This window comes from Stenotrophomonas sp. 86156_Sma (genome assembly GCF_056481625.1).
Map to the genome: position 1 here is coordinate 1,719,772 of NZ_CM151157.1, position 23,829 is coordinate 1,743,600.

Below are 23,829 nucleotides of genomic sequence, written 5' to 3' on the forward strand. Positions count from 1 at the left end.
GGCCACCATGCGTACCCATCCCGCCCGCCGCCGCTCTCTGCATTCACCGCGTTCCCAGCGCGGCGCGGTGCTGTATGTCGTGCTGATCATGCTTGTACTGATGGCCCTGCTGGGTATCGCCGGCATGCAGGTCACGAGCATGCAGGAACGGATGGCCGCCAACTATCTGCGCAGCAACGTTGCCTTCCAGAACGCTGAGGCCGACGCCCGGCAGACCGAGAAATCCATCGAGAAGGCACTGGCTGACGGGGGCATCTTCAAGGCCAACCAGGAGGAATGCAGTCCCTCCTACGATCCGCAGACGTGGGCCGATGGTCTCAGTGAAACCAAGTCCACCTACACGCGTCGCATCGACAAGTGCTTTGCGGCGTCCAGCCGGCGCACCGGCGGCCGACAGAACGAAGAAACCGGGAACATCTACCAGGTCACGGCGCTTGCCAGTGACGATCCCTCCAATGCGTCCGCCAGTGCGGTCATCGACACGATCTTCATCCCATGAACAGCGAGCGCCGTTTCCTTCGACTTCGTTCCTCCACCTGGCTGCGGGCCGGTGTGGGTGTTGTTGCGCTTGCGGGCCTTGCCGCGTTGATCATTCCACTGCAGGCCGCGCTTGGTGACTACGACATCGCGCAGGAGCCGCTGTACAGCAAGCAGAGCCAGCCGCCATTGATGATGATGGTGATGTCGCGCGACGAGCAGCTGTTCAACAAGGCCTACAGCGACTACAGCGACCTGGATGGGGACGGGGTGCTGGATACCACCTACCAAGACAAGTTCGATTACTCAGGCTACTTCGACTACAACCTCTGTTACTCGTACAACAGTGGTGTCTTCAAGGCCAATGCAGAGGCAAAGGGCGCCAACAAGCACAGTTGCAGCGGCGCGTGGTCGGGCAACTTCCTCAACTGGGTGACGATGAGTCGTCTGGATGTGATGCGCTACGTTCTGTACGGCGGTCAACGCTTCACCGATACGAAGGAAAAGACGGTGTTGGAGCGGGCACCGATCCCCAGCGATCTGCATGCGTGGGTCAAGGTCTACAGTGGGTCGAATCTTCGCGAGTTCGCCAACCTTCCTGGAAGCGGGACAGCTTTCAGCTTCTGCAGCGTAACGCGTTCGGACAAGGGTGCGCCCTTGATGCGTGTGGCAGAAGGTTCATTTACCGAATGGGCTTCGACTGCCAGCAATCAGTGCGATACCGGACGAGCCAGCAACGCCGATGGCTACGCCGACATTCCCCGCTCGACCTCGGTCCCAGACTACACGGTACGTGTCGAGGTGTGTGATGCCAACTCCACAGTGCGCGAGAGTTTCTGCCGCAAATACAACGATGGCATCACCGACCGCTTCAAGCCGGCTGGGCTGCTGCAGACCTACGGTGAGAGCGGGCGACTGCGCTTTGGACTCGTGACGGGAACCTACGCCAATCCGCGGGATGGTGGTGTCCTGCGGCGGAACATCGGCAAGATCGCGGGCAACGGTACGAAATTCTGCGGCACGGGTGATGAAATCGACCTGTCTACGGGGCAGTTCTGCTACCTGAACCTGACGGGAAGTGCCAAGGCCGACGACGAGGGGGTGATCAACGCGATTTCCAGCTTCCGTTTGGACAACTGGAACTGGTCCAACAACTGGAATGACTGCAACACCTACGGCATCCTCAATCGTCAGGACCAGAAGGGAAATGGCAACCTGGCCGACCCGGGAACCGGTGGCCAGAAGTGCAGCGCCTGGGGCAACCCGTTGGCGGAAATGTATGCTGAAGCACTGCGCTACATCACGGCGGGCTCCAAGATCTACAGCGACAGCGGAGATCTCAGCGGCCTGCCGACCAATATCGGCTGGAAGGATCCCTATCGCTTGCCCGCAGATGGAGGCAACTCCTATTGTGCGACCTGCAACATTCTGGTGCTGTCTTCGGGTCTGCCGTCCTTCGACAGTGATAACGTCGGTTCCGTGACCGGCCTCGCGTCTGCGGAGTCCGCGACCGATGCAGTCGGCACGGCCGAAGGAATCGCCGGCAAGAGCTACATGATCGGTCGCGTGGGTGATACACCGCGCGGTGCTTCGCTTGATACCCACAGTGATATCTGCCAGGGGCAGACAATCGGCAGCCTCAGCAAGGCGCGCGGTATCTGCCCGGACATTCCCTCCATGGAAGGCAGCTTCCTGATGGCGGGGCTGGCCAAGGCAGCCGCGGTGACCGATCTGCGCCCCAACGTGCAGAACAAGCCAGGTACGTACAAGGTCACTGCCACCACCTACGCCGTTGCCATGGCCGAGAATCTCCCGCAGTTCGAGATCGCGGTGGGCAACAGCAAGATCGGATTGGCTCCGCTCTGCCAGGCCAACAACACCGGTGGCGCAACGGCAGCGAGCGCTGGCTGGCGCAGCTGCTTCCTGGGCTCGGTCGGCATTGGCACCAAGCAGGCCAACGACACCGGCGGAAAGCTGGTCTATGGCCGTCCTTACCGTACAGATGCGAAGTCCGGCAGCTTCTCGCTGGTGTGGGAAGACTCCCTGTGGGGCAATGACCATGACAACGACGTCGTTGCCATGCTGAGCTACTGCGTGGGTGCGGCGTGCAACGACACCGGGGATTTCAACGACATCTGCTGGCGTGCTGATGCGAAAGTGAGCAACAGTGCTGCCGGCAATACACGACTGTGCAACTACACAACCGTGGTAAAGAATAGAGTGGAGAGCTGGATCGGTACGACCCTGGCTGGCAAGGTTGAAGAGGATGAGGTACTCGTCCGCATTGAGAACCTGTCGGCCTACGCGGGCAACGCGATGTTGACCGGCTACACGATCACAGGCTCGAATGCCTCCAGCACAGTGCAGCGTCTGGCGCTGCGCCCGGGCAACAGCAATGGCTCTGTGCTGACCAGCACAAATAACTTCCGCGATGATTGGCAAAAGCCGGTAGTCATCAAGTACAAGGCCTCTACCACTGCCGCTGGCCAGCTTGAAAGCCCGCTCTGGTATGCCGCCAAGTACGGTGTCCCGGCCGGTAAGAAGTGGGACAGCAAGAAGCCAGGCGTGCCGGATAACTACTTCCTGGCACGCAATCCGACCAAACTGAAGGAGGCGTTGGAGGCGATCTTCAACAGTGCAGCGGAAGGTGATGCGCCGGTCGGTGGCAGCGGCAGTGGCGCGCGTATTTCGACCAACTCGTTCACCGTATCGTCCCACTACAGCGTGCCCTCGGGCACTGTGGACTGGACCGGTGATGTCATTGCCACCCAGGTCGACGGCCAGGGTGCGGATGGTGCCGTGCTGTGGAAGGCGTCCAGCAGCATCGGCAGTGCCACGCGCCGCATCTACATGGCGACGTCCCCCACCAGGACTGCGTCCGATGGCACGGTGACCCCGGTCAATGCGACCGAGTTCCTGGCCACCAATCTGCCGGGCACCGATGAGCGGGCGAAGCTGTCTGCGTTGGGATTCAGCGACTCGATTCCTGCCTGGTTCGGCAAGATGACCTCGACCAATCTGGTCAACTATCTGCGGGGGGCAGCGGTGAGTGGCCTGCGTTCGCGCACGTCGCCGCTGGGTGACATCGTCAATTCCACCACCGAGATCGTCTCCAAAACGGATGACTTCGGCTATGCAAGCTGGGCGAGGCAGTCGACAGTCAAGTGGAAGGCGACGCTGGGCACGTCTTATGACAGCTTCCTGAAAGCGAAGCGTGCGACATCAGGGCCGCCGACGATGATCTATGTTGGCGCCAATGACGGCATGGTGCATGGTTTCAACGGTTCGAATGGGGCGTCCGGCGGTACGGAAGAGCTGGCCTTCATTCCCTCAGCTGCGATGCAGCACATCGCTGAGCTGGCCAATCCCAAGTATGGGCATCGCTACTATGTGGATGGCCCACTAACGTCGTCCGACGTCTACTACGGCGATGCCTGGAACACGGTGCTGGTGGGCACTACGGGTGGTGGTGGGTCCAGCAAGGCGCCCAATGCGGCGAGCGTAGGCAATGGCTCTGTGTTCGCGCTGAATGTCAGCGATCCGACCGCATTCGGTGCATCGAGTGTGTTGTGGGAAGTCTCGGGCAAGACGGAGTCGGATCTTGGGTTCGTGCTGGGCAAGCCGGCTGTGGTGGCGGTGAAGGGCGCCGATGCCAATGCTGCGCCGCGTTTCGTCGCGATCTTCGGCAATGGCGTCAACTCCACCAGCGGCAAGGCAGCGCTGTTCGTGGTCGATATCCAGACCGGCAAGGTGCTCAAGCGGCTTTCGCCGGTAGGTGCCAAGTACGCGGCACGCAACGGCCTGATCAACATCGCCACGGTGGCGTTGAAGAACAATGACGGCATCACCGACACTGTGTATGGCGGTGACATGCAGGGCAATATCTGGAAATTTGATCTTTCCAGCACCGATCCGGCCGATTGGAACATCGCCCTGTCTGGAACTCCGCTGTTCACCGCAACGCGCAACAACAGCCCGCAGCCGATCATGAGCGGCATCGAGATCAGCACGGGCCCAGGCGGTGGCATCAGTCTATTCTTCGGTACCGGTCAGTATTTCGCCGCCGATGACAATGCGGTCAGCAGCACTTCGCCAGTGCAGTCGCTGTATGGCATATGGGACAACCTCGCCAGTGCGGTTGGCACGCGCGACAACCTGGTACAGCAGGTGATCACTACTGGTACATCGGCCAGCGGCTATCAATTGCGTGATGTCACCCGCAATGCGGTGAACTACGGTTCGGCCCGCGGTTGGTACGTGGACCTGCAGGCCGGATCGGCAGTCGAGGGCGAGCGCTTCGTCGGCAACCCCCGTGTGCAGAACGGTATCGTGTTCTTCACGTCCTATGTGCCGGGTACCGCCATCTGCGGCAGCGGCGGTGGCGTGAACTGGCTGTACGGTCTCAACCTGCTGACCGGTGGTGGCCAGATGTCCGGCCTGAGCCCAACGATCGGCGGAGAAGCGCTGTGCACCGGCAACTGCGGTGGTGTCGCCCTGACCAAGAAGGGTGACCTCAGCCAAGGGCCGCCAGTGAAGGACACCAACATCTTTGTGCCCAAGCTTACGCCCTGCAAACCAGGCGACACGGGATGCACGGTCGACAAGATGCTGCAGGCCAGCCAGTGTACGTTCGTGCTGCGTGCAGCCGGCGCCGATCCGCTTTACATGCCTCGGCCCTGTGGACGACAGTCGTGGCGGCAGATCCGTTGATGAATCCGATATCGAGGTTGCCCATGCATGTGTACAGCAGGCGTCGAACCGCCACCGGCTTCACCCTGATCGAGCTGATGATCACCGTGGCCGTGGTTGCCATTCTTGCTGCCATCGCGTTGCCTTCGTACCAGGCCTATGTGCGCAAGGCCAATCGTGCCCAGGCCAAGGCCGATCTGGTCGAGCTGGCGCAGATGCTGGAGCGGCGGCATACCGTGGAGAACACCTATGCGGGCATGACGCTGCCGTTCTCCCAATCGCCACGAGACGGTACCGCCAGATACACGCTTTCCTATGTGGGAACTCCGAACGGCGCCTCCTTTACCCTCCAGGCTGCACCGACCGAGATCCAGAAGAAGGACGACTGCGGCACACTGAGCCTGGACCAGGCCGGACGAAAGACGCCGAATGCCAGCAAGGGGCCGGGATGCTGGTAAAGCGCAGGGCTTTGGGCAGCATCGCAGAAAAGGCTTGCACTCCCCTGCAAACGCTGGCTAAAATGCGCACCCCGCCCGAATAGCTCAGCCGGTTAGAGCACTTGACTGTTAATCAGGGGGTCGTTGGTTCGAGTCCAACTTCGGGCGCCAGATTCGAAAAAGCCGCGAGAAATCGCGGCTTTTCTCGTTTCCACGATGGCATTGCAGGTATCAGCAGGGGGTGGACCTGCGCGGGCGCTGGCTCCTGACCCGTCCGGGGACGCTGATGATGACGCGGCTGTGCTCCTGTCCATCCACGCACAACACGATGGACTGGTTGGTACCGGCATTGCGGCCGTCGGGCCGGAACCGCACGTCGGGCCGATGATCGCTGGTGCGCAGGTCGACATGACGCTGGCGTGTCCTGTGCACGCGCAGTTCCCTTGCGGCGGCGGTCGCGCTGTTGGCCGGTTCGACCTGCACCCGCCAGCCCTGGCTCCATGCCTGGTCACACATCATGCCGTCCGACGATCCGCAGACCGTCACGCGGCGGTGTTCGGTGATGGCGGCGCTGCGCGCCATCGACAGGCTGGCGACCAGTTCGGCGCGCAGCGCTTCCGCCTGGAAGTGCCGCAGCGTGCGTTGCCAAGGGCCCCAGGCCAACGCCAGCAGGACCGACAGCACCATGACGGCGATCAGCAGCTCGATCAGATGGAGCCCGCGGTGGAGCCGGGCAGGGCGAAGACGATGGGACATGCCTCCAGCCTCGACGTACGCCGGGGCATTCACCATCAGCCAACGCCGCGCTCACCTGCCCGGAAACCCCTCAGCGGGCCGTCACTCCATGCCCCGTATACTCACCACTCCCGTGAACTGGCACCACCATGAGCGACCGTTTTGAACTCGTCTCGCCGTATTCGCCGGCGGGCGACCAGCCTGATGCCATCGCGAAGCTGACCAGCAACTTCGAAGCGGGCATCGCCAAGCAGACCCTGCTGGGCGTCACCGGCTCGGGCAAGACCTACACCATCGCCAACGTCATCCAGAACGTGCAGAAGCCGACGCTGATCATGGCGCCGAACAAAACGCTGGCGGCGCAGCTGTATGGCGAGTTCAAGGCGTTCTTCCCGCACAACGCGGTGGAGTACTTCGTCAGCTACTACGACTACTACCAGCCGGAAGCCTACGTACCGTCGTCGGACACCTTCATCGAGAAGGACAGTTCGATCAACGAGCACATCGAGCAGATGCGGCTGGCGGCGACCAAGACCCTGTTGTCGCGCCCGGACGCGATCGTGGTGGCGACGGTGTCGGCAATCTATGGCCTGGGCGCGCCGGAAGACTACCTGTCGCTGCGCCTGATCCTGTCCAAGGGCGAGCGCATCGACCAGCGCGACCTGATCAACCACCTCACCCAGCTGCAGTACACGCGCAACGAATACGAGCTGCAGCGCGGTACCTTCCGCGTGCGTGGTGAAGTCATCGACGTGTTCCCGGCCGAGTCGGACAGCGAGGCGCTGCGCCTGGAGCTGTTTGACGGCGAGGTCGAGAAGATCACGTTGTTCGATCCGCTCACCGGCGAGACGCTGCGCAACATGCAGCGCTTCACGGTCTACCCGAAGACCCATTACGCCACCACGCGCGAGCGTGTGCTGGCGGCGATCGAGACGATCAAGGTCGAGCTGAAGGAGCGCCTGGAGCAGCTGTACGCGCAGAACAAGCTGGTGGAGGCGCAGCGCTTGGCGCAGCGCACCCAGTTCGATCTGGAAATGATGGCCGAGGTCGGCTACTGCAACGGCATCGAGAACTACTCCCGGCACCTGACCGGCAAGAACGCCGGCGAACCGCCGCCGACGTTGTTCGACTACCTGCCAGCCGACGCGCTGCTGGTGATCGACGAATCGCACGTGACCATTCCGCAGATCGGTGCCATGTTCAAGGGCGACCGTTCGCGCAAGGAGACGCTGGTCGAGTTCGGGTTCCGGCTGCCCTCGGCGCTGGACAACCGGCCGCTGCGCTTCGAGGAGTGGGAAGAGCGCTGCCCCCGCAGCATCTATGTGTCGGCCACGCCAGGCCCCTATGAGTACCGCGAGGCCGGTGACGAGATCACCGAACTGGTCGTACGCCCCACCGGGCTGATCGACCCGGTGGTGGAGATCCGCCCGGTCGGCACCCAGGTCGACGACCTGATGAGCGAGGCCAACGCGCGCATCAAGGCCGGTGACCGGGTGCTGGTCACGACGCTGACCAAGCGCATGGCCGAGAATCTCACCGAGTACCTGACCGAGCACGGCATCCGCGTGCGTTACCTGCACTCGGACGTGGACACGGTCGAGCGCGTGGAGATCATCCGCGACCTGCGCCTGGGCAAGTTCGATGTGCTGGTGGGCATCAACCTGCTGCGCGAGGGCCTGGACATGCCCGAGGTGTCTCTGGTGGCGATCCTGGACGCCGACAAGGAGGGCTTCCTGCGCTCGACCGGCTCGCTGATCCAGACCATCGGCCGTGCCGCCCGCAACGTGCGTGGCAAGGCGATCCTGTATGCGGACAAGATCACCCGTTCGATGCAGGCGGCGATCGACGAGACCGACCGTCGTCGCGCCAAGCAGGTCGAGTACAACGAGCAGCACGGCATCGTGCCGCGCTCGGTGGCGCGTCCGATCACCGACGTGCTGGAAGGTGCGCGCTCCGATGCGGCCGAGAAGGAAGCAAAGAAGGGCAAGGGCAAGGGCAGGCCCGGCGTTGCCGAGGAAGGGAGTGACTATCGATCGCTCAGCCCGGCCCAGCTGGCGTCCCGTCTCAAGGCGCTGGAGCAGCAGATGTACCAGCACGCCAAGGACCTGGAATTCGAGGATGCCGCCCGCGTGCGTGACCAGATCCGGCAGCTGAAGGAAGCGAGTCTGGGCTGAACGCGGCAGTGCAGCATCTTCTTCACAAAAGTGTTGCGCTTCACGGCCGGCATCCGTAATATACGCGGCCTGCACCGACGCAATCGCGGACGTTCAGAAGCAAAATCGGGCGGTTAGCTCAGCGGTAGAGCACTACCTTGACATGGTAGGGGTCACAGGTTCGAACCCTGTACCGCCCACCACGAAGTCCCTGGAAGGGGGCTGTCGTGAACTGCAAAGCCCGGCCCTGGCGCCGGGTTTTTACGTAGCAAGGCCAGCTTTCGGGCGGCAAGAACAAGATGGGCGGTTAGCTCAGCGGTAGAGCACTACCTTGACATGGTAGGGGTCACAGGTTCGAACCCTGTACCGCCCACCACCTGGCTCCCGGCATTGCCGGTGCAGCGGTGGATCACGACGGAAGCCGGCCTTGTGCCGGCTTTTCTCGTTTCAGGCATCGATCACGGTTCCACATGGTCAGCGTTGCACGACCAGGTCTTCGACGCTGATCATCCGCTGCAGCTTCCAGTGACCGTCCACGCGCTCCCAGAGCTGGGCGACGCGAACCGTCGCACCACGCGTGGGCTGGGCAACGCCGGGTTCGTGTTGCAGGGGCTGGTTGGCCAGCCTCAGGACCCGGTCCTGGCGCAGCCGGTAAAGCAGCAGGGAGGGCGAACCGCAATCCTTTCGTACGACGTCCGGCTGCTGGGTTTCGGCACGCAGGATCTGGCTGCGAAGGGCCTCTTCAGTGGGCCCGTTGCCAGCGCCGAACAGGCTGGAGAGCAGCAGCATCAGGGCAAGCATCGGCATGGCACGGTGCTCCAGCGGGAAAGTGCACGCAGGCTGGCATGACATGTGGGGTGCTGCAGCCGGCCTGCGACGAAGGCCGGAATTGAACCGCCAAAGACGGCCGGGGGGCGATGAATCCGGGCCGTGCAGGCGTAGACTCCGGTCTACTGCGCAATCGCGCCGTCACTGCAAGGAGCTGCCGCATGAGTGATCACGTTCCGGTTTCCCGGCCCAATCCCATCATCGAACTGCTGTTCGGCGGCAACATGCTGGAGGGTACCTTCAAGGCGGTGATCTGGGTGGCCCTGCTGGCGGCAGTGCTGGCGTGGACCACGTTCCGCTGAGTCTTCCCGCTGCCTGCGGCAGCGGCGGCGTCGCTGGCCTGCGCTCAGGCGCTGAAGGCCTGGCGCAGGCTGCGCAGCGTGGCCTGGCGATGTTCCTTTGCGGTCGCTTCGCCCATCTCCAGTTCCTGCAGGCGCAATCCCACCAGCGTCATCGACAACGCGTAGCCGCGTGCCGCATCGGCAGCACGCGAAAGGCCCAGTGCGCGGCGCGTCAGCGCGTTCACGTGTTCCAGGTCGGGCAGCAGCCCCAGGTAGACGCGCTCGGCGCTGTCCAGGTCGGGGGCACGCAGGATCGCGTGCGCTTCAGCAGCAGGGGAGACGGAGGCCATGGGGGGGTCCTTGTCCGTTGCGGGCGCTCGATCAGAACGAGCGCATCAGGGAAACGAAGGCCGACGTCTGTGTACCGCGACGGGCCATCGGGCTGTCCTTTACTGCATCGCCGAACCACTGGTTGGCGACGACGCCGGTCGCGCGCCACTTCGTGCCCAAGGGCGTGCTGACTGCGATCTGCAGGCTCGGTGATGTCGCGCTGCCCGGGTTGTAGGCGGCAAGTCCCGAGCGCAGCGCTTCTTCGTCGGTGATGCCGTAGTAGTAGTCGAGCAGGCGCGCACTGGAGTGCACCACGCCGACCTTGGGCACCCAGGTGAAGCGACCGGCCTGGATCGGATAGCTGTAGTGCAGGCGCGACTCCATGCCACCTCCGTGCCCGGTGACCTCGCGCATCACGCTGGCCTCGACGATGCCCCAGTCGGCGCTGTACTCACCGTTGATGCCGGCCATGGCCGACATCTGCCGGCTGTGCAGGCGACGCAGCTGCGGGTCGTTCACGTCGCCGGTCTTGAAGCGCAGCGTGTAGGGCGTGACTGCCGCCGACAGGCGCAGGCCCTCGCGCTTGTACAGGTACATGCCCAGCGAGCCCGGGCTGGCGAAGAAGCGCTCGCCCTGCCAGGCAATGGACGGTACGACCAGCGGCTTGACGTCGTAGTGCGCGTACGCCCCCGAGGTCGCGCCGGCACTGATACCGGCCTGCACGCCCGGGTTCCGGTCGGCGGCGTGGGTGATCAACGGCAGGCCGATGGCAGCGGAGAACAGCAACGGGCGCAGCAGGGTCGGGGACAGCGACGGCATCGATCAACCACTTTGCGGGGGATGGCTGTGCATGGTGCGGGTACAACATTGTCAGAACATTGCGCCTTCGCAACTGGCACACGAAGACGCCCAAACCTGGCGCCAGGCACTATGATCGGCACCGTTTCCGGTAGCCGAGCCCCTGATGCGCATTCTCCTGGTCGAAGACGATCCCGATCTGTCCCGAGCCCTGCAGTCGGGCCTGGAGCGGCAGGGCGTGGTCGCCGACGTGGTCGGCAGCCTGGCCGAAGCCGCGGTTGCGCTGCGCGAGCCGGTGCATCAGCTGATGCTGCTGGACCGTCAGCTGCCCGATGGCGATGGCGTGGCTTTCGTCGCCACCGCACGCGCGCTGCGCCCGAACCTGGCGGTGATCATGCTGACGGCCAAGGGCAGGTTGTCGGACAAGGTCGAGGGCCTGGATGTCGGTGCCGACGACTACCTGGTGAAGCCGGTGGCGATCGAGGAGCTGATGGCGCGGATCCGTGCTGTCTCGCGGCGGCCCTCGGCGATGGTGACACCGAGCCTGCATCTGGGCCGGCTGGAATTCGACTTCGAATCGCTGCAGGCACAGGTGGAGGGCCAACCGCTGGCGCTGCCGCGGCGCCAGGTGCTGGTGCTGCAGGCACTGGCGATGCGCCAGGGGCGCACGGTCACCCGCACGGCACTGGAGGCCGCGGTGTACGGCTTCGACGATGAGATCCAGTCCAATGCGCTCGATGCGCACATTTCCAAGCTGCGCAAGGCGCTGCAGCAGGCCGGGGCGGGCGTTGAAATCCATGTGATCCGGGGCGTCGGCTACCTGCTGGCGGAGGCCTGAGATGGCGCGTCCGACACGTCCGATCCGTTCCATCACGCTGGGGTTGGCCTGGCGGTTGTTCCTGGCGCAGGCCTTCACCGTGCTGTTCGCCGTTGTTGCGCTGATCCTGACCTGGGGCGACAAGGACACCTGGGGCATGGACATGTTCATGGCTGAAGCCGTGGCCAAGGCCGTGCACAGTGAAGGCGGGCGGTTGGTGCTGGACCAGGCGCGCTGGAACAAGCTCGACGCCGAGGCCGGGGGCAACCTCTGGTTCGCGGCGGTCGACGACAAGGGTGTCTGGCTGGAACGCGGCACGATTCCGGCGATCCACGCCCCGCTGCTCGCGCGCCTGCCGACGCTGGGTGCCACCGAACTCGGCTCGCTGGTGCCGCCGTACCTGGACGTGGCGCGGGTCATGATCCGCAAGGAGGACGGGCGGCGCATCACGGTGATGGTGGGTGGGGCGCCGAAGGGCGGGTTGCTGGACGGTGCGCTGATGGTGCTGCGCCTGATCGGGCTGTGGTTTTTCCTGCCGCTGATCGTGATCACGCTGCTGGTCATGCCGACCGTGATCCACCGCGCGATGCGCGGCGTGCGCCGCTCCGCACAACAGGCCAAGGAGCTGGATATCGGCCAGCCGGGGGCGCGTCTGGATGCGCAGCTGGTGTCGACCGAGGTCGCACCGCTGGTGGAAGCCTTCAACGACGCGATCGACAAGGTGCAGCAGGGGTATGCCGCGCGTGACAAGTTCCTCGCCGATGCCGCGCACGAACTGCGGGTGCCGATTGCAGTGGTGCAGGCGCGCCTGTCGCAGTTGCCGCAGGGCGAGCTGAAGTCGCAGCTGCTGACCGACGTTGCGCGGCTCGGTAACGTTGCCGAGCACCTGCTTGACCTGCAGCGACTTGATCGTAATGTCGGCGCACTGCAGCGGCTGGATCTGGCGTTGCTGGTGCGCGAAGCGGCCGCCGATCTGGCGCCGCTGGTGGTGGGGGCCGGTTACGGCTTCGAAGTGGATGCGCCCGAGATGCCAGTGTGGATCCATGGCGACAGCCTGGCGCTGGGGCGGGTGATCGCCAACCTGGTGCACAACGCCATCGTCCACGGCGGCGGACGCGGCACCATTTGCGTGCGCCTGGATGCACGTGGCCTGCTGGAGGTCAGCGACCAGGGCGCCGGCATTCCGGTGGGCGACCGTGAAGCGATCTTCGAGCCGTTCCATCGTCTGCGCGCAGCGGGTAGCGGCAGTGGCCTGGGCCTGCATCTGGTGAAGGAAATCGTGCAGCATCACGGCGGTTCGGTCAGTGTCGGTGAGGCGGCTGGCGGTGGTGCCAGCTTCCGGGTCAACTTCCATCGCGGTAGCGTCCGCCGCTGACGCCAATACGGGCTAAAGCCCGATAGGCACGCTGCTGCCCCGGCGGCAGGCTGGGGTGATGGTCGCCGAACGATCCGCTCCACCGCTGTTTGGCAGTGGTTGTGCCGCCGGTCTGGTGCTGGGTGCGCTGGCCTGCGTGCAGCTGCCGGTGCTGCCGCCGCTGTGGCTGTGCATGCCGTTGGCCATTGCCAGCGCCACAGGCTGGATCGTGCCTTGGCGCGGCCGCGCCTGGACGGCTGCGCTGTTCGGCCTGTCGTGGGCGGCATTGCACGGACACTGGGTCCTGCAGGGCCAGCTTCCACCCGGAGGGCCCGCGCAGGACGCGCAGGTCCTTGGCCGAGTGGTTGATCTTCCACACAGTGGCCCCGGCTATACCCGTTTCGTGTTGAAGGTCGACGAGGCCGATGCGCTGCCCTCGTTGCGTGGCAAGCGCCTGCAGATCACCTGGAACGATCCATGGCGTGGACCGCCTGCGAGCGGCACCGATGGTGGGCGCCATGCGGTTCAAGCTGGCGCGTACTGGGAGCTGGCGCTGCGGGTGCGGGCACCGCGTTCGCGGATCAATCCTGGAGGCTTTGACGGCGAACGCCATGCATTGCTGCGCGGTATTTCCGGCAATGGCACGGTGCGCGACCCCGGCGCTGCGCGTGAGCGCGCGCCTGCGCAGGGCCTGCCGGCCTGGCGCGAGCGCAGCAGTGATGCCATCGCCACGCAGGTGGCACATCCTGCCGCGCGATTCGTGCAGGCCTTGGCCCTGGGCGACACCCGCGGCCTGTCCGATGCCGACTGGGAACACCTGCGCGCGCTGGGCCTGACCCATCTGGTCGCCATTTCCGGGTTTCACGTGGGCGTGGTGGCGGGTTTCGGCGTGCTGCTGTGCCGCGTGTCGTGGTGCCTGTGCCCAGTGCTGGGACGGTACTGGCCACGGCCGCAGGCGGCGGCATGGGGCGCGGCGCTGGCCGCAGCCGTCTATGCAGTGGCCGCCGGCGGCGCGCTTCCAACAGTGCGTGCGGCGCTGATGATCGGGCTGGTGGCACTGGCCCGTGCCGGGCGTCGCCCGGTGGGTGCGGGGCAGGGACTGGCCTTGGCCGCGATGGTGATGTTGCTGCCGGCGCCGCTGTCGGTGCTGTCGGCCGGCTTCTGGCTCAGCTTCGGGGGCGTGCTGTGGCTGCTGTGGTGCCTTCCACGGACCGGGCCGGACGGCGTCGGTGGGAGCCTGCGCGGCTTTCTGGCTGCCCAGGGCGTGGCCAGCCTCGGCCTGTTGCCGCTGTGCGTGGCCCTGTTCGGCGGCACCGCGCGCTTGGGGCCGCTGGTCAATCTGCCGATCATTCCGTGGTGGACCCTGCTGGTGGTGCCGTTGTCGCTGCTGGGTACCGGCCTGCACGCGTTGCAGGATGGTGCCGGGCGCTGGGCATGGCGCGCCGCCGCCTGGCTGTTCGAGCTCAGCTGGCAGGCCCTGCAGCCACTGGCGCTGCACCCGCAGGCGATGTGGTGGCTGGCCGAGGCACCGCGCTGGGCGGTGCCGGCGGCAGTGGCGGGGGTGTTCTGGTGGCTGCTGCCACGCGGCGCTGGCGGTGGCCTGGCAGGCCTGCTGCTGTGCCTGCCGCTGCTGTGGCCCGCCCGGCATGCACCGGCTGAAGGCGAACTGGAGCTGCTGGTGCACGACGTAGGGCAGGGCACCGCGGTGCTGGTGCGTACGGCGCGGCACGCGCTCTGGTACGACGTGGGGCCGCCGACCGGCGGCGACGGCAACGAACGCATTCTGGTCCCGGCCCTGCGCGCGCTCGGACAGGGGCCGCCCCAGCAGGCGATGCTCAGCCATGACCATCTTGATCACACCGGCAGCCTGCCGAGCCTGCGAAGGCAGCTGCCCGGGCTGCAGCTGCTGGCGCCACCGGGCAGCACCATCGCCGGCGCTGCGCCCTGCCAGCAAGGGATGCAGTGGCAGTGGGACGGAGTTGATTTCCAGGTCCTGCACCCGGCACCGGGCAGCCGCCAGGCCGAGAACGAGGACAGCTGCGTGCTGCGCGTCGCCAGCCGTCACGGCGTGGTCCTGCTGCCTGGCGATATCGGCCGCCCGGCCGAGCAGGCGCTGCTGAAGGCATACCCGGCAGCGCTGAAGGCGGATGTGGTGCTGGTGCCGCACCATGGCAGCGGTGGCAGTTCCAGCGCGCCGTGGGTCGAGGCCGTGGCGCCACGGCTGGCGGTGGTCTCGGCCGGGCACCGCAACCGCTTCGGGCACCCCCGCCAGGACGTGGTCCAGCGCTGGCAGGCGCAAGGGGCCGAGGTGCTGGCCACGGCCGATTCCGGGGCGATCCGCATATGGCTTGGCGCACAAGGGCTGCAGCTGCGTGAACAGCGCATCCACGCATCCCGGTGGTGGGATGCCGCTGGGCGGGCGCGGTCGGCTGCTATCCTATCGCCGATCGAACAAGCGGCCGTTGGGCCGGAGGGTTGAAACGTGTGGGAACTGGTCAAGGCCGGTGGCTGGCCGATGGTGCCGCTGCTGCTGTTGGGCATACTGGCTTTGGCGATCATCCTGGAGCGTTTCTGGTCCCTGCGACGTACTGAAGTGCTGCCGCCCGGCCTCGGCCAGGAAGTGCGCAACTGGGCGGCACGCGGCAAGCTCGACCCCGCCCACCTGCAGACCCTGCGGGCGAACTCGCCGCTGGGCGCGCTGCTGGCCGCCGCGCTGGAAGCGCGCAACCGTCCGCGTGACCAGATCCGCGAGCGCATCGAAGACACCGGCCGCCACCTGGTGCACCGCATGGAGCGTTTCCTCAACGCGCTGGGCACCATCGCATCGGCCGGGCCGCTGCTGGGCCTGCTGGGTACTGTGATCGGCATGATCCAGATGTTCCTGGGCATCCTCGACCATGGCGTGGGTGATGTGAACCAGCTGGCCGGTGGTATCGGCAAGGCGCTGGTGTGCACCGCCACCGGCATGATCGTTGCCATTCCAGCACTGATGTTCCACCGCTACTTCAAGGGCCGCATCCACGGTTATGTGGTAGAGATGGAGCAGGAAGCCAGCGCGCTGCTGGATACGCTGGATGGCCGCCCCGGCGTGATGAACCCTGCCGCTGCCACGCGCCCGGCCGGCGCGGCCACGGCGAAGGCCTGATCGATGCGTATCGGCAACGACCGATCCCAGGATGAGCCGCATATCGACCTGGTGCCACTGATCGACGTCATCCTGGTGCTGATCATCTTCTTCGTGGTCACCACCACCTTCGATGCGCGCTCGACACTCCAGGTGGAGCTGCCTACGGCCAGCCAGCAGCCCAGCAATGAGCCGCCGCGCTCGTTGAGCGTGCTGATCAACGCCGAAGGCCGCTATTTCATCAATGACCAGGAAGTGCTGCGCAGCGACGTCGAGTCGGTCAAGCAGACCATCGCGGCCGTGGCCGGCAGCGACCGCACCCAGCCGGTGCTGTTACGCGCCGATGCCCGCACGCCCTATCAGGCCGTGGTGACCGCGCAGGATGCGCTTGGTCAGCTCGGCTTCCGCCGTATTGCCATTGCAACAGCACCCGAGGTGCGTCCATGAGTTCCAAACACGCGCCGGTGTGGCCGATCTACAAACGTCTGCTGGGATACACCCGTGCCTACTGGGGCATGATGGTCGCCGCCGTCATCGCCATGGCGGTGGAGTCGGTAGCCGGCTACCACTTCACCAAGCTGATGGAGCCGCTGGTCAACCGTGGCTTCGTCAATCCCGAACCGAAAATGGCGGTGATCCTGCCGCTGACCATCCTTGGCCTGTTCCTGATGCGCAGCGCCGCCACCTGGGTGAGCGACTACGCGCTGGCCAAGACCGGTCGCAGCGTGGTGCGCGACCTGCGTGAACAGGTGCTGGCCAAGTACCTGCACCTGCCGTCCTCGCATTTCGATACCGAATCGACGCCGGTGATGGTCAGCCGCCTCAACTTCGATACCGAGCAGGTCACCCAGGCCAGCGCCGATGCGCTCAAGACCGTGGTTGCCGACACCCTGACCATCATCGCCATGCTGGCGGTGATGCTGCAGATGAGTGTCAAGGTGACCGTGGCCATGCTGGTGGTGGTGCCGATGATCGGCGTGATCGTGTCTTACGTGGGCAAGCGCTACCGGCGCATCAGCCGCGGTATCCAGGACGGCATGGGCACGATGGCGCAGACCGCCGAGCAGTCATTGGCGGCCCAGCAGGAAGTGAAGGTGCACGGCACCCAGCAGCATGAGATGTCGCGCTACTCGCGCCTGGCCAACCGCATGCTGGCGCTGAACATGAAGGTGGAAATCACCCGTGCCGGTGCCTCCAGCGTGGTCCAGTTCCTGGCCGCGCTGGCGCTGGCGGTGATCGTCTGGGTGTCGACCCGTGAAGCACTGGCAGGGCGCCTCAATGCCGGCCAGTTCATGGGCCTGATGATCTCGATGACGGCGATCATCCCGTCGCTGCGCCGCCTGACCAGCGTGCAGTCCTCGATCTCCCGCGGTGTGTCCGCCGCCGAGCGCCTGTTCGACATCCTCGACATGCCGGTCGAGCGCGACGAAGGCCGCAACACGGTGCAGCGCGTGCGTGGCGAACTGGCCTTCGAGCACGTCATGCTGCGTTACCGCGAAGACAGTGGCATCGCCCTGGACGACATCAGCTTCGTGGCCAAGCCGGGTACGGTCACCGCCATCGTTGGTCGATCCGGCAGCGGCAAGACCAGCCTGATCCGGCTGGTGCCGCGCTTCTACGAACCCAGCGGCGGGCGCATCACCCTCGACGGGGTGGCACTGGACGACTATCCGCTGGCCGACCTGCGTCGTCAGGTGGCGATGGTCGGGCAGAAGGTCATGTTGTTCGACGACACCATCGGCGCCAACATCGCCTATGGCATGGACGCGACGGATGAACAGATCCGAGCGGCAGCTGAAGCCGCGAATGCCTGGGAGTTCATCGCACGCATGCCGCAGCAGCTGCAGACCCCGGTGGGCGAGAACGGCGCGCTGCTGTCCGGTGGCCAGCGCCAGCGCCTGGCGATCGCCCGTGCGATCCTGCGCGACGCGCCGATCCTGATCCTCGATGAAGCCACCGCAGCGCTGGACAACGAATCGGAGCGCCTGGTGCAGGACGCGCTGCAACGATTGATGCCCGAGCGCACCACGCTGGTCATCGCGCATCGCCTGTCGACCATCGAGCATGCAGACCAGGTGCTGGTGATGGACCACGGTCGCATCGTCGAGCGCGGTACCCACAAGGAGCTGCTCACCATGGGTGGCCTGTACCAGCATCTGCACAGCATGCAGTTCCGCGAAAGGCAGGACTGATGGCCGGCAAGGGTACCCAGACCCCGCCGTACTGGTACGACGGCACCCCGGTTCCGTGGGCGATGCGCCTGCTGGCGCCGCTGTATGCCGGCGTCACCGCGCTGCGCCGGCGCGCCTATCGGCGTGGCTGGCGCAAGCGCTACACGCTGCCGGTGCCGGTCATCGTGGTTGGCAACATCACCGCCGGTGGAACTGGCAAGACGCCGCTGACCATCGCGCTGGTGGAGCGCCTGCGTGCCGCCGGTTGGAAGCCGGGCGTGGCCAGTCGTGGCTACGGCCGCGAAGATGCCGACAAGCCGCTGTGGGTCAAGGCCGATACGCCGACCGCCAAGGGCGGTGACGAGCCGGTGCTGATTGCCTGGAAGACCGGCGTGCCGGTGCGCGTGGACAGTGATCGTGTTGCAGCCGGCAAGGCGCTGATCGAGGCCGGCTGCGATGTGATCGTCTGCGACGACGGCCTGCAGCACTACCGGCTGGCACGCGACATCGAGATCGAGGTGGTCGATGCGCAGCGCCGCTACGGCAATGGCCGGATGATCCCGGCCGGGCCGCTGCGCGAACCGGTCAGCCGTGCCAGCGAATGCGACTTCCGTGTAGTGAATCTGGGTCAGGCCGACGAAGAGACCGCGACGCAGGCCTGTGGCTTCGGCCAGTGGCCGATGGCCCTGCACATCGACAGCGCACAACCGCTGGCCGGTGGCCGTGCCCGTCCGCTGTCGTATTTCAAGGGCCAGCGCGTGCACGCCGTGGCCGGCATCGCCCACCCGCAGCGCTTCTTCGACATGCTGCGCGCGCGTGGCATCGGTGTCGTGCCGCACGCCTTCGCTGACCATCAGGCCTATCAGTCGCAGGACCTGTCCTTTGGCAGCCAGCTGCCGGTGCTGATGACTGAAAAGGACGCGGTGAAATGCCGCGCGTTCGGCAATGACTGGCACTACGCGGTCCCGCTGCGCGCCGAGCTGCCTGCCGCATTCTGGGTGGCGCTGACCGACCGCCTGGACAAGCTGCGACCGAACTGAGTGGCGCGGCGGCGCTTGCATTCATGCGCCGCCGGCCGCATTCCCGTTGTAACGAGCCTGCCGAGTACCGCCCCATGACCGAATTCGTCGTCGCCATCCCGGCCCGCTATGCCGCCTCGCGGCTGCCGGGCAAGCCGCTGCGCCCGCTGGGCGGTGAGCCGCTGGTGCTGCACGTGGCGCGTCGCGCGCTGCAGGCCGGTGCCGGCGAGGTCTGGGTCGCTACCGACGATCAACGCATTGCCGACGCACTGTCCGGTCTGGCCGAAGTGAAGGTGGCGATGACCGCCACCTCGCATGCCTCCGGTACCGACCGCCTGGCCGAGTGCGCGCGCATCGCCGGCTGGGCCGATGACACCGTCGTGGTCAACCTGCAGGGCGACGAGCCGTTCGCGCCGGCGGCGGGTATCCGCGCGGTGGCCCAGGCACTGGTTGAAGGCAATGCGCCGATGTCGACCCTCGCCACGACCGTCGAAGACGCGCATACCCTGTTCGACCCGAACGTGGTGAAGCTGGTGCGCAACGTGCGCAACGAGGCGATGTACTTCAGCCGCGCCCCGATCGCCTGGCACCGCGATGGCTTTGCACGCAGCCGTGACACGCTGCCGGCCGGTCACAACTGGCTGCGCCACATCGGCATCTACGGCTATCGCGCCGGTTTCCTGCAGCAGTTCGCGGCGATGCCGCCGGGCCAGCTGGAGCAGATCGAATCGCTGGAACAGCTGCGCGTGCTGGAAGCGGGTTTCCCGATCAGCGTGGCGATCTCGCCCGAACCGTTCCCGCCGGGCATCGACACGCCCGAGGACCTGGAACGCGCCGAAGCATTGCTGCAGACGCTGGCTGCCCGATGAAGCTGCTGGTCGTCTGCCTCGGCAACATCTGCCGTTCGCCGATGGCCGAAGGTGCGCTGCGCGCGCGCCTGGACGCTTCGCCGCTGGCTGGTCGGGTGCAGGTGGATTCGGCCGGCACCGGCGACTGGCATGTGGGCGAGCCACCTGACCGGCGAGCGATCGCCTGCGCGGCCGGGCATGGCGTGGACATCGGCGGCCTGCGCGCGCGCCAGCTGCAGGTCGCGGATTTCGACCGCTTCGACTGGATCCTGTGCGCCGATGAGGCCAACCTGCGCGATGCGGGTCGCCTGGCCACACCCGCCCAGCGCGAACGCCTGGCGCTGTACCTGCCGTGGTCCGGCGGGCAGGGCAGGGGTGCGATCCCGGACCCGTACACCGGCGGCAGTGAGCATTTCGAACAGGTCTGGACATTGGTCGACGATGCTGCAAAACGTGCCGTGGCACGACTGTTGCATGACGCCGACTCCGGCATAATCGGGCCATGAACGTCCAGCCCGTCCCGGACCTGCCCGAGTTCGCCACCTGGCTCAACGCCACCCCCTGCACCCTGACCGAACTGCGCGGTCGGCCGGTGGCGCTGTTGTTTGTCAACGCCGCCTCCGCCTGGAGCGCGCAACGCCTGGCCGAGTTCGGCCAATGGCTGTCGCGCCACCCCGGCAAGCTGCAGCCACTGGTGCTGCAGGTGCCGCGCTTCGATTTCGAACGCGAGGCCGGCGCCGCATTGAAGCTGCTGCGTCGCCAGGGCCTGACGATGCCGGTGCTGCTTGATGCCGACTGGGATGGCTGGCGCCGCTTCGGCATCACCGCCTGGCCGACCCTGGTGCTGCTGGATGCGCAGGGCCGCGAACAGCAACGGCTGGTCGGGCAAGGCGCCCCCGGTGAGCTGGAGCGTGCCTTGAACGCGCTGTGCGAAGGCGCACCGTCGGCGCCGCCGCGTGGCGGCAGCGAACTGCACCCGGAACCCCGCCAGGCGCTGCGCTTCCCGCTGGGCCTGGCAGTCAGTACCGAACGCCTGTACATCGCCGACAGCGGCCATCACCGCATCCTCGAATGCAGCCATGGTGGCCGCATCCTTCGCCAGTTCGGGCTGGGCACCGCCGATTTCATGGACGGCAACCTCGCCGAAGCCGCGTTCCACCGCCCGCAGGCGCTGGTGCTGGAGCGCGATTCGCTGTACGTCGCCGACACCGGCAACCACGCGGTGCGTCGTATCAACCTGCTGACCGGGATCGTCGATACCCTGTGCGGCAACGGCCGTCCCGGTGCACCGGTGGAAGGCCCGGTCGCGCAGGCGCGGCAGGTTGCGCTGGACCATCCTGTCGGCCTGGCCATTGCCGACAACCAGCTGCACATCGCCATGGCCGGCGACAACCGCATCTGGAGCTACCACCTGGGCCAGCGCAGCCTGCAATGGCGCGCCGGCAGTGGTTCCATCGACGAGCGTGATGGCAGCGGGCATCTGGCCGCCTTCGCCCAACCCACCGCGTTGGCCGTGGTGCAGCAGGTGCTGTACGTGGCCGATGCGCTGGGTTCCTCGATCCGCGCGCTGCAGTTGCGCGGCGATCTGGTGCAGACCCTGGTCGGGCAGGGGCCGTGGCGCTTCGGTAGCGAAGACGGTCCGCGTTCGGACGCCAGCCTGCAGTTCCCACAGGCGATCGCGCTCAGCCCGGATGCGCCGCTGTTGTGGATTGCCGATACCGGCAACGGCCGCCTGCGCACGCTGCGCCTGGGCGGTGGCGAACTGACCACCCAGCCGTTGCCACGACGCCTGCATGGCCCGGCGGGGTTGGCGGTAGGCGCCGGTGCGGTGTGGATCGCCGAGACCGACGCCCATGCCGTGCTGCGATTCGACCCGGATAGCGGCGTGCTCAGCGAAGTCCCGATCAGCGAATGACAGACGTTCCCGCCCCGGCCTTCGACGGCAAGGCCTTCGCGGCCCAGCTCAGTACCGCCCCTGGCGTGTACCGCATGTACGCCGCCGACGACACGTTGCTGTACGTGGGCAAGGCGCGCGCGCTGCGCAACCGTGTCGGCAGCTATTTCAACGGCAGCCCGAAGAACGCGCGGATCATGTCGATGATCTCGCAGATCGCGCGCATGGACGTGACCGTGACGCGCTCGGAAGCCGAGGCGCTGCTGCTGGAAAACCAGCTGATCAAATCACTGTCGCCGCGTTACAACGTCTCGTTGCGCGACGACAAGACCTATCCGCACGTGCTGCTGACCCGAGAGGACTGGCCGCGCATCGCGCTGCATCGCGGCCCGCGCGCCATTCCTGGCCGCTATTTCGGGCCGTATCCCGGCGTCACCGCGGTGCGTGAAACGCTGAACCTGATGCACAAGCTGTTCAAGCTGCGCAGCTGCGAGGACAGCGTGTTCCGCAACCGCTCGCGGCCGTGCCTGCAGTACCAGATCGGCCGCTGCAGCGCGCCCTGCGTGGAGCTGGTGCCGGCGCCGGACTACGCCGAATCGGTGCGTCGCGCCGCACTGTTCCTGGAAGGCAAGAGCGACGAGTTGACCCGCGAACTGGGCGAGCAGATGCAGGCCGCCAGCGAGGCACTGGAGTTCGAGCAGGCCGCGCGCCTGCGCGACCTGATCTCCTCGCTGCGCAGCATGCAGACCCGCCAGTACGTGGATGGCCGTGCCGCGGATCTGGACGTGCTGGCGGTGGCCATGCAGGGTTCGCAGGCCTGCGTGCTGCTGCTGGCCTTCCGTGATGGCCGCAACCTCGGCACCCGCCCGTTCTTCCCGCGGACCAACGGTGAAGAAAGCCCGGAGGAAGTGCTGGCCGCGTTCGTCTCGCAGTACTACATCGAATTCGAGCCGCCGCGCGAGATCCTGTTGGACCGCGAGATTCCCGATGCCGACCTGCTGGTCGCCGCACTGTCAGCCTCGGCCGAGCGCAAGGTACAGCTGAAGTGGAACGTGCGCGGCGAGCGTGCCGGCTACGTGGAGCTGGCCAGCCGCAACGCGCAGCTGACCCTGGCGACCGAACTCAACAGCCGCAACGCGCAGCACGCGCGCAGCGATGCACTGCGCGACATGCTGGGCCTGGCCGAGCCGGTCAAGCGTGTTGAATGTTTCGATATCAGCCACACCATGGGGGAGGCCACCGTGGCCTCATGCGTGGTGTTCGACGCCGCCGGTCCGGTGCGCGCACAGTACCGCCGCTTCAACATCAGCGGCATCGAGCCGGGCGATGACTACGCCGCCATGCGCCAGGCCATCGACCGCCGCTTCCGCCGTGCGGTGGAAGAGCAGGGCGTGCTGCCGGACGTGCTGCTGATCGACGGCGGCGCCGGGCAGCTGGCGCAGGCGCAGGCCGCACTGGCCGACCTGGGCGTGGAAGGTGTGCTGCTGGTGGGCGTGGCCAAGGGCGTGGAGCGGCGCGCTGGCCATGAAGCGCTGGTGATGCCCGACGGCCGCGAGCTGCGCCCCGGCGCGGCCAACCCGGCGCTGCAGTTCATCCAGCAGGTGCGCGACGAGGCGCACCGCTTCGCCATCACCGGCCACCGCGGCCGCCGCCAGAAGGCGCGGATGACCAGCAAGCTGGAGGACATCCCTGGTATCGGGCCGCGCCGCCGCGCCAGCCTGCTCAAGCATTTCGGCGGCCTGGTGGGCCTGAAAGCCGCTGGCGAAGCGGAAATCGCCAAGGTGGAAGGCATCAATGACGCCCTCGCGGCACGTATCTACGCTAACCTGCACGGGTTGGCCACGCCTGATGCGGCCGAGTAGAGAGAGAAGCAC

General features: G+C 66.2%; 20 protein-coding genes and 3 tRNA genes. 19 read left to right on the forward strand and 4 right to left on the reverse strand.

Annotated elements, in window-relative coordinates; genetic code table 11:
* Positions 1-7: 7 nt before the first annotated feature.
* The 4 genes from ACZK33_RS07995 to ACZK33_RS08010 all read left to right on the forward strand — a co-directional run bounded on the left by ACZK33_RS07995 (position 8) and on the right by ACZK33_RS08010 (position 5,774).
* Positions 8-499 carry a pilus assembly PilX family protein gene (locus ACZK33_RS07995; protein ID WP_097049164.1) on the forward strand — a complete coding sequence of 164 codons (492 nt, stop codon included), beginning with the start codon at positions 8-10 and terminating at the stop codon, positions 497-499.
* A complete protein-coding gene (locus ACZK33_RS08000) occupies positions 496-5,187 on the forward strand; it encodes a pilus assembly protein (RefSeq protein WP_336684304.1) in 4,692 nt (1,563 codons plus the stop codon). The genes ACZK33_RS07995 and ACZK33_RS08000 overlap by 4 nt, the downstream gene beginning before the upstream one ends.
* Before the next feature lie 23 nt (positions 5,188-5,210).
* Complete coding sequence (locus ACZK33_RS08005; protein WP_423174081.1) at positions 5,211-5,624, forward strand: type IV pilin protein; 414 nt, start codon at positions 5,211-5,213, stop codon at positions 5,622-5,624.
* Positions 5,625-5,697: 73 nt separating this feature from the next.
* Positions 5,698-5,774 (forward strand) — tRNA-Asn (locus ACZK33_RS08010).
* Positions 5,775-5,834: 60 nt separating this feature from the next.
* Here the strand turns inward: ACZK33_RS08010 and ACZK33_RS08015 are convergent.
* Positions 5,835-6,395 (reverse strand): GspH/FimT family pseudopilin, encoded by a 561-nt coding sequence (locus ACZK33_RS08015; RefSeq protein ID WP_423174062.1) that lies wholly within the window; start codon positions 6,393-6,395, stop codon positions 5,835-5,837.
* A 92-nt stretch (positions 6,396-6,487) separates the two neighbouring features.
* Here ACZK33_RS08015 and uvrB point away from each other — a divergent pair, with 92 nt between their 5' ends.
* From uvrB to ACZK33_RS08030, 3 genes are all read left to right on the forward strand, one after another.
* Entirely contained in the window at positions 6,488-8,512 is a 2,025-nt protein-coding gene (gene uvrB, locus ACZK33_RS08020) for an excinuclease ABC subunit UvrB (protein ID WP_032128896.1), read from the forward strand.
* A gap of 107 nt (positions 8,513-8,619) precedes the next feature.
* A tRNA-Val gene (locus ACZK33_RS08025) sits at positions 8,620-8,694 on the forward strand.
* Positions 8,695-8,792: 98 nt separating this feature from the next.
* Positions 8,793-8,867, forward strand: a tRNA-Val gene (locus ACZK33_RS08030).
* A gap of 98 nt (positions 8,868-8,965) precedes the next feature.
* On the opposite strand, the gene ACZK33_RS08035 is transcribed toward ACZK33_RS08030, so the two are convergent.
* The gene (locus ACZK33_RS08035; RefSeq protein WP_197617159.1) at positions 8,966-9,298 is read right to left on the reverse strand and encodes a hypothetical protein; all 333 of its coding nucleotides are present in this window, start codon (positions 9,296-9,298) and stop codon (positions 8,966-8,968) included.
* 182 nt (positions 9,299-9,480) lie between these two features.
* Between ACZK33_RS08035 and ACZK33_RS08040 the strand changes: the two genes are divergently transcribed.
* Positions 9,481-9,621 (forward strand): hypothetical protein, encoded by a 141-nt coding sequence (locus ACZK33_RS08040; RefSeq protein WP_165929929.1) that lies wholly within the window; start codon positions 9,481-9,483, stop codon positions 9,619-9,621.
* Positions 9,622-9,665: 44 nt separating this feature from the next.
* Here the strand turns inward: ACZK33_RS08040 and ACZK33_RS08045 are convergent, their stop codons facing one another.
* Together ACZK33_RS08045 and ACZK33_RS08050 are read right to left on the reverse strand one after the other, a co-directional pair.
* A complete protein-coding gene (locus tag ACZK33_RS08045; RefSeq protein ID WP_032128898.1) occupies positions 9,666-9,950 on the reverse strand; it encodes a hypothetical protein in 285 nt (94 codons plus the stop codon).
* 31 nt (positions 9,951-9,981) lie between these two features.
* A complete protein-coding gene (locus ACZK33_RS08050) occupies positions 9,982-10,749 on the reverse strand; it encodes a MipA/OmpV family protein (RefSeq protein ID WP_049423236.1) in 768 nt (255 codons plus the stop codon).
* A gap of 145 nt (positions 10,750-10,894) precedes the next feature.
* Here ACZK33_RS08050 and ACZK33_RS08055 point away from each other — a divergent pair, with 145 nt between their 5' ends.
* From ACZK33_RS08055 to uvrC, 11 genes are all read left to right on the forward strand, one after another.
* Positions 10,895-11,566: a response regulator transcription factor gene (locus tag ACZK33_RS08055; RefSeq protein WP_032128900.1), complete on the forward strand. Its 672-nt coding sequence runs from the start codon at positions 10,895-10,897 to the stop codon at positions 11,564-11,566.
* A gap of 1 nt (position 11,567) precedes the next feature.
* Complete coding sequence (locus ACZK33_RS08060; RefSeq protein ID WP_049462677.1) at positions 11,568-12,920, forward strand: sensor histidine kinase; 1,353 nt, start codon at positions 11,568-11,570, stop codon at positions 12,918-12,920.
* Positions 12,921-12,978: 58 nt separating this feature from the next.
* A complete protein-coding gene (locus ACZK33_RS08065; protein ID WP_423174063.1) occupies positions 12,979-15,378 on the forward strand; it encodes a DNA internalization-related competence protein ComEC/Rec2 in 2,400 nt (799 codons plus the stop codon).
* A gap of 3 nt (positions 15,379-15,381) precedes the next feature.
* On the forward strand, positions 15,382-16,044 hold the full coding sequence (locus ACZK33_RS08070) for a MotA/TolQ/ExbB proton channel family protein (protein ID WP_423174064.1): 663 nt from the start codon (positions 15,382-15,384) through the stop codon (positions 16,042-16,044).
* 3 nt (positions 16,045-16,047) lie between these two features.
* Positions 16,048-16,470 carry an ExbD/TolR family protein gene (locus ACZK33_RS08075; protein WP_032128903.1) on the forward strand — a complete coding sequence of 141 codons (423 nt, stop codon included), beginning with the start codon at positions 16,048-16,050 and terminating at the stop codon, positions 16,468-16,470.
* Complete coding sequence (gene msbA / locus ACZK33_RS08080) at positions 16,467-18,215, forward strand: lipid A export permease/ATP-binding protein MsbA (protein ID WP_032128904.1); 1,749 nt, start codon at positions 16,467-16,469, stop codon at positions 18,213-18,215. Before ACZK33_RS08075 ends, msbA begins: the two co-directional genes overlap by 4 nt.
* Positions 18,215-19,234, forward strand: coding sequence for a tetraacyldisaccharide 4'-kinase (gene lpxK / locus ACZK33_RS08085; protein WP_423174065.1), 1,020 nt, complete (start codon positions 18,215-18,217; stop codon positions 19,232-19,234). Before msbA ends, lpxK begins: the two co-directional genes overlap by 1 nt.
* A 74-nt stretch (positions 19,235-19,308) precedes the next feature.
* Positions 19,309-20,082, forward strand: coding sequence for a 3-deoxy-manno-octulosonate cytidylyltransferase (gene kdsB, locus ACZK33_RS08090; protein ID WP_032128906.1), 774 nt, complete (start codon positions 19,309-19,311; stop codon positions 20,080-20,082).
* Positions 20,079-20,567, forward strand: a complete 489-nt coding sequence (locus ACZK33_RS08095) for a low molecular weight protein-tyrosine-phosphatase (protein WP_032128907.1) — start codon at positions 20,079-20,081, stop codon at positions 20,565-20,567. Before kdsB ends, ACZK33_RS08095 begins: the two co-directional genes overlap by 4 nt.
* Positions 20,564-21,976 (forward strand): hypothetical protein, encoded by a 1,413-nt coding sequence (locus tag ACZK33_RS08100; protein WP_423174066.1) that lies wholly within the window; start codon positions 20,564-20,566, stop codon positions 21,974-21,976. Before ACZK33_RS08095 ends, ACZK33_RS08100 begins: the two co-directional genes overlap by 4 nt.
* On the forward strand, positions 21,973-23,817 hold the full coding sequence (gene uvrC, locus ACZK33_RS08105; RefSeq protein ID WP_071228378.1) for an excinuclease ABC subunit UvrC: 1,845 nt from the start codon (positions 21,973-21,975) through the stop codon (positions 23,815-23,817). The genes ACZK33_RS08100 and uvrC overlap by 4 nt, the downstream gene beginning before the upstream one ends.
* Positions 23,818-23,829: the final 12 nt, after the last annotated feature.

Coding starts and splice junctions, on each gene's coding strand:
- ACZK33_RS08000 (WP_336684304.1), top strand. CDS start 496: ATGAACAGCGAGCGCCGTTTCCTTCGACTTCGTTCCTCCACCTGGCTG.
- ACZK33_RS08040 (WP_165929929.1), top strand. CDS start 9,481: ATGAGTGATCACGTTCCGGTTTCCCGGCCCAATCCCATCATCGAACTG.
- ACZK33_RS08045 (WP_032128898.1), bottom strand. CDS start 9,950: ATGGCCTCCGTCTCCCCTGCTGCTGAAGCGCACGCGATCCTGCGTGCC.
- ACZK33_RS08060 (WP_049462677.1), top strand. CDS start 11,568: ATGGCGCGTCCGACACGTCCGATCCGTTCCATCACGCTGGGGTTGGCC.
- uvrB (WP_032128896.1), top strand. CDS start 6,488: ATGAGCGACCGTTTTGAACTCGTCTCGCCGTATTCGCCGGCGGGCGAC.
- ACZK33_RS08055 (WP_032128900.1), top strand. CDS start 10,895: ATGCGCATTCTCCTGGTCGAAGACGATCCCGATCTGTCCCGAGCCCTG.
- ACZK33_RS08005 (WP_423174081.1), top strand. CDS start 5,211: ATGCATGTGTACAGCAGGCGTCGAACCGCCACCGGCTTCACCCTGATC.
- ACZK33_RS08050 (WP_049423236.1), bottom strand. CDS start 10,749: ATGCCGTCGCTGTCCCCGACCCTGCTGCGCCCGTTGCTGTTCTCCGCT.
- ACZK33_RS07995 (WP_097049164.1), top strand. CDS start 8: ATGCGTACCCATCCCGCCCGCCGCCGCTCTCTGCATTCACCGCGTTCC.
- lpxK (WP_423174065.1), top strand. CDS start 18,215: ATGGCCGGCAAGGGTACCCAGACCCCGCCGTACTGGTACGACGGCACC.
- ACZK33_RS08100 (WP_423174066.1), top strand. CDS start 20,564: ATGAACGTCCAGCCCGTCCCGGACCTGCCCGAGTTCGCCACCTGGCTC.
- msbA (WP_032128904.1), top strand. CDS start 16,467: ATGAGTTCCAAACACGCGCCGGTGTGGCCGATCTACAAACGTCTGCTG.
- ACZK33_RS08035 (WP_197617159.1), bottom strand. CDS start 9,298: ATGCCGATGCTTGCCCTGATGCTGCTGCTCTCCAGCCTGTTCGGCGCT.
- ACZK33_RS08095 (WP_032128907.1), top strand. CDS start 20,079: ATGAAGCTGCTGGTCGTCTGCCTCGGCAACATCTGCCGTTCGCCGATG.
- uvrC (WP_071228378.1), top strand. CDS start 21,973: ATGACAGACGTTCCCGCCCCGGCCTTCGACGGCAAGGCCTTCGCGGCC.
- ACZK33_RS08065 (WP_423174063.1), top strand. CDS start 12,979: ATGGTCGCCGAACGATCCGCTCCACCGCTGTTTGGCAGTGGTTGTGCC.
- kdsB (WP_032128906.1), top strand. CDS start 19,309: ATGACCGAATTCGTCGTCGCCATCCCGGCCCGCTATGCCGCCTCGCGG.
- ACZK33_RS08075 (WP_032128903.1), top strand. CDS start 16,048: ATGCGTATCGGCAACGACCGATCCCAGGATGAGCCGCATATCGACCTG.
- ACZK33_RS08015 (WP_423174062.1), bottom strand. CDS start 6,395: ATGGTGAATGCCCCGGCGTACGTCGAGGCTGGAGGCATGTCCCATCGT.